Here is a 3,754-nt window from a genome sequence, read left to right on the forward strand (position 1 = left end):
CGGGTGCTCACTGGCCGCCGCGCGGATGCGGCGCCGCCGGCTGCTCGGGCTCGCGGCCCTGGCACTGGTCGCGGCGCTGGCGGTGGCCGGCAGCTGCGCTCTGGCGCTGGACGCGCTGCCGGCCGGCCTGTCGGCGCCGCTGGCCGGCCGGCTCACCCAGCCGCGGGTCGAGCTGTGGTGCCGGGCGGTGGGTCTGGCCGAGCGGCATCCGCTGCGCGGTGTGGGCCCCGAGCGCTTCGCCGACGAGTCCGAGTCGCTGCCGTCCGACGTCCCGGACCCGGTGGCCGGCTCACCGCGGTCGGCGCCGCTGCAGATCGCCGCCGAGCAGGGCGGTCCGGGGGTCGCGCTGCTCGCGGCCGCCTACGGCTGGGTGCTGTGCGCCCTGTAGCGCTCGTCGCGGTCCACGCCGGTCGTGCTCACCGCGGGCGCGGCCCTGACCGGTCTGGCGCTGCTGGCGACCGTCGACCAGGTGCTGAGCTACGCGGCGGTGACGGCGGGCGCCGGTTTCCTGGCAGGCCTGGCCACCGCCCATCCGCTGGCCGAGGACGGGATCGCGACGGCGGCTGGCGCGCGGCTGCCGGGCTGACGCCGGGGCGCGCCGCGCCCTCAGGCGCCGGCGCCGGTGGCCGGGCGGCCGACGCCCCGCAGTCTGAGGCAGTCCCGGATGGTGCGGACCGCGCCCTCCGGGTCGTCCACGGTGACGGTGAAGTGCCGCCCGCCGCCGAGCTCGATGACCACGCCGGGGCCGCGCCGTACGACCACCGCGGTGCCCAGTTCGGGGCGCCAGCGATAGCCCCAACCGCCCCAGGTGCGCGGGCTGATCAGCGCGTCGACCTCGGCGCCGCTCACGTCCTCCAGCGGGATGCGGCGCCGCGGCAGCCCGATGTGCCCGCAGCGCACGTGGACCGCGTCGTAGTCGATGCGGACGTGTACATGGGTGAAGGCGACGGTGCCGAACAGCACCAGCAGCCCCACCGCCAGGCAGCCCACCACGGACATCACCAGCGGGGCCAGGCCCGAGGTGCCGGGGCCGTCCACAGCGAGGTCGATGCCGAGGGCCAGGCAGGCGGCGCCTGCCGCGGCAAGCACCCACTGCATGCGGTTGCTGGCCCGGCCCGTCCACTCCTGGGCCGCGTCGGTCTGCGGTCGGGGGGCGTGCGTCATGGCAGGAAGCGTACTAAGGCCGCGGGAAGAGGGCAGCGTCCTGCGTCACGTTGTTACAGGGGTGGCGCTCAGAGCGACACCTTCGGGGTAGGCCAGGGCCACGGCCGGCAGCCGTTCGGCCCGCCGGCCGTTCAGCAGCACGGTCACCGGGCCGGCCGGGCCGGCCGCGGACGCGGGTGCGCCGATCCTGCGCAGTGCCTGGGCCGCGACGGCGTTCGCCGAGCCGTACAGCTCGGCGCCGGGTACGGCGGCGGCGATCCGGTCGGCGACCAGTTCGTAATGGGTGCAGCCGAGGACGACGGCGCCCACGCCGGCCGGGGTGCGGGCGGCCGCCGCGGCGACCGCGGCCCGTACGGCTTCGGCGTCGGCGGCCTGGACGGCGTCGGCCAGGCCGGGACAGGGCACCTCGGTGATCCGGGCGCCGTTGCCGAAGTCCGCGATCAGCGCCCGCTGGTAGGCGCTGCCGGTGGTGGCGGGGGTCGCCCAGATCGCGACGGTCCGGTGCTCGGCGGCGGCCGGCTTGACCGCCGGTACGGTGCCGATCACCGGCAGACCCGGCTCGAACGCCTCCCGCAGCGCGTCCAGGGCGTGCACGGTGGCGGTGTTGCACGCCACGATGAGCGCGTCCAGCCCTTCGTCCGCCGCAGCCCGCGCGCAGTCGACGGCCCGGCGCGTGAGGTCCTGCGGCGACCTCGGCCCCCACGGCATCCCCGCCGGGTCCGACGAGAGCACCAGCTCCGCGTCCCCCCGCGCCTGCCGCACCGCGGCGGCGGCGGCCAGCAACCCGATCCCCGAATCCAGCAGCCCGATCTTCACGGCACCACCCTAAGCGCTCGCCCGTGTCCCGGTCGGGCGCCCCGGAGGGGGTGGCAGACTGCGGGGCGTGATGGTGATGTCGGTGATTGCCGCGGTGTCTGTCGCCGCATGGGTGTGGCTGCTGGTGGGTCAGGGCGGCTTCTGGCGGACGGATGTGCGGTTGCCCCGGGGCGGCGGGGAGCCGTCGGTCTGGCCGAGCGTGGCCGTGGTGGTGCCCGCCCGGGACGAGGCGGAAGTCCTCGGGGTGAGCCTGCCGTCGGTGCTGGCCCAGGCGTACCCGGGGCGCGCCGAGGTGTTCCTGGTGGACGACGGGAGCACCGACGGCACCGGTGAGCTGGCGGCGAAGCTGGGCGCCGCGCACGGCGGGCTGCCGCTGACGGTGACCTCGCCGGGCGAGCCCCCGGCCGGCTGGACGGGCAAGCTGTGGGCGGTGCGGCACGGCATCGCGCTGGCCCGCGAGCGGACCGGCGCCGAGTACCTGCTGCTCACCGACGCCGACATCGCGCACGAGCCGGACAGCCTGCGTGCGCTGGCCGCCGCCGCGGTCACCGCCGACCTGGACCTGGTCTCGCAGATGGCCCGGCTGCGGGTGCGCAGCGGCTGGGAGCGCCTGATCGTGCCGGCGTTCGTCTACTTCTTCGCCCAGCTCTACCCGTTCCGCTGGATCAACCGCCCCGGTTCGCGTACCGCCGCCGCGGCCGGCGGCTGCGTGCTGATCCGGTCCACCGCCGTCACCGCGGCCGGCGTGCCCGACACGATCCGCCAGTCGGTCATCGACGACGTGGCCCTGGCCCGCGCCGTCAAACGCTCCGGCGGCCGGATCTGGCTGGGCCTGGCCGAGCGGGTGGACAGCGTCCGCCCCTACCCGGGCCTGGGCGAGCTGTGGCGGATGGTCTCCCGCAGCGCCTACGCCCAACTGCGGCACAGCCCCGCCCTGCTGGCCGGCACCGTGCTCGGCCTGGCGCTGATCTACCTGGTTCCGCCGGTCGCCGCGATCGGCGGGGCGGCGGCCGGGGCCTGGCCGCTCAGCGCGCTGGGCCTGGCCGCCTGGGCGGTGATGACCGGCAGCTATCTGCCGATGCTGCGCTACTACGGGCAGTCGCGGTGGCTCGCGCCGCTGCTGCCCTACACCGCCGCCCTGTACCTGCTGATGACGGTGGACTCGGCGGTCGAGCACTACCAGGGGCGCGGCGCGGCCTGGAAGGGCCGCACCTACGCCCGCCCGGACGCCGCCGGCTGAGCGGGGGCGACACCGCCCGGCGCGGGCTCACTTGCGGCCCGGGGTCCAGTTCAGGCCCCAGCCGTAGGCGTAGTCGACGGTCCGCTGCGGGCTCACCCCGGTGCGGGGCACCAGGTAGCGGGCCTCGCGGCGCACCACCAGATCGGGTCCGTCCCGGGTGAGCAGGGCCAGGGCGCAGACCTTGGAGTCCACCGAGCACTCGTCCAGCGCGAAGTCGATGTCGGCGCCGTGTTCAGGCCGGAGCGTGACGGACGCGTGGAGTCCGGCGAAGGTGCGGGCGCCCTCGTAGATGGTGACGAAGACCAGGACGCGCCGAAAATACGCCAGGTGGTCCAGGTTGACGGTGAGATTCTCGCCCCCGGTGCCCCCCTCGGCGCTCCCGCCGGTGCGGTCGTCGCCGTCGAGCCGGATGAAGGGCGGGCGGTCCAGCGAGCCGAAGGCGCCGCCGAGCGCCTGGACGACGCCCTTGCTGCCGTCGGTCAGCTCGAACAGCGCGCACAGGTCGAGGTCGATGCCGTCCGGTCCGTACTCCGG

Annotated in this window: 5 protein-coding genes and 1 pseudogene; 3 read left to right on the forward strand and 3 right to left on the reverse strand. The window is 76.1% G+C overall.

Annotation, left to right across the window (positions count from 1 at the left end; genetic code table 11):
- Positions 1–388, forward strand: a 388-nt coding sequence (locus tag GA0115240_RS29505) for an O-antigen ligase family protein (RefSeq protein WP_346267992.1), incomplete at its 5' end; no start/stop codon positions are given.
- Between the two features lie 24 nt (positions 389–412).
- Positions 413–586 carry a hypothetical protein gene (locus tag GA0115240_RS39455; RefSeq protein WP_346267993.1) on the forward strand — a complete coding sequence of 58 codons (174 nt, stop codon included), beginning with the start codon at positions 413–415 and terminating at the stop codon, positions 584–586.
- 20 nt (positions 587–606) lie between these two features.
- Here GA0115240_RS39455 and GA0115240_RS29510 read toward each other — a convergent pair whose 3' ends face one another.
- Positions 607–1,164, reverse strand: coding sequence for a hypothetical protein (locus tag GA0115240_RS29510; protein WP_093741361.1), 558 nt, complete (start codon positions 1,162–1,164; stop codon positions 607–609).
- A gap of 45 nt (positions 1,165–1,209) precedes the next feature.
- Complete coding sequence (locus GA0115240_RS29515; protein WP_093741363.1) at positions 1,210–1,980, reverse strand: glutamate racemase; 771 nt, start codon at positions 1,978–1,980, stop codon at positions 1,210–1,212.
- Between the two features lie 76 nt (positions 1,981–2,056).
- Here GA0115240_RS29515 and GA0115240_RS29520 point away from each other — a divergent pair, with 76 nt between their 5' ends.
- Positions 2,057–3,220, forward strand: coding sequence for a glycosyltransferase (locus GA0115240_RS29520; RefSeq protein WP_093741365.1), 1,164 nt, complete (start codon positions 2,057–2,059; stop codon positions 3,218–3,220).
- Between the two features lie 27 nt (positions 3,221–3,247).
- Here GA0115240_RS29520 and GA0115240_RS29525 read toward each other — a convergent pair.
- A pseudogene (locus GA0115240_RS29525) lies at positions 3,248–3,754 on the reverse strand (Tellurium resistance); the annotation flags it as partial.

The organism is Streptomyces sp. DvalAA-14 (genome assembly GCF_900091855.1).
Lineage (GTDB): Bacteria > Actinomycetota > Actinomycetes > Streptomycetales > Streptomycetaceae > Actinacidiphila.

Bases quoted from the DNA above. Each gene is read 5' to 3' on its own strand.
- GA0115240_RS29510 (WP_093741361.1), bottom strand. From the start codon at position 1,164: ATGACGCACGCCCCCCGACCGCAGACCGACGCGGCCCAGGAGTGGACG.
- GA0115240_RS29520 (WP_093741365.1), top strand. From the start codon at position 2,057: ATGTCGGTGATTGCCGCGGTGTCTGTCGCCGCATGGGTGTGGCTGCTG.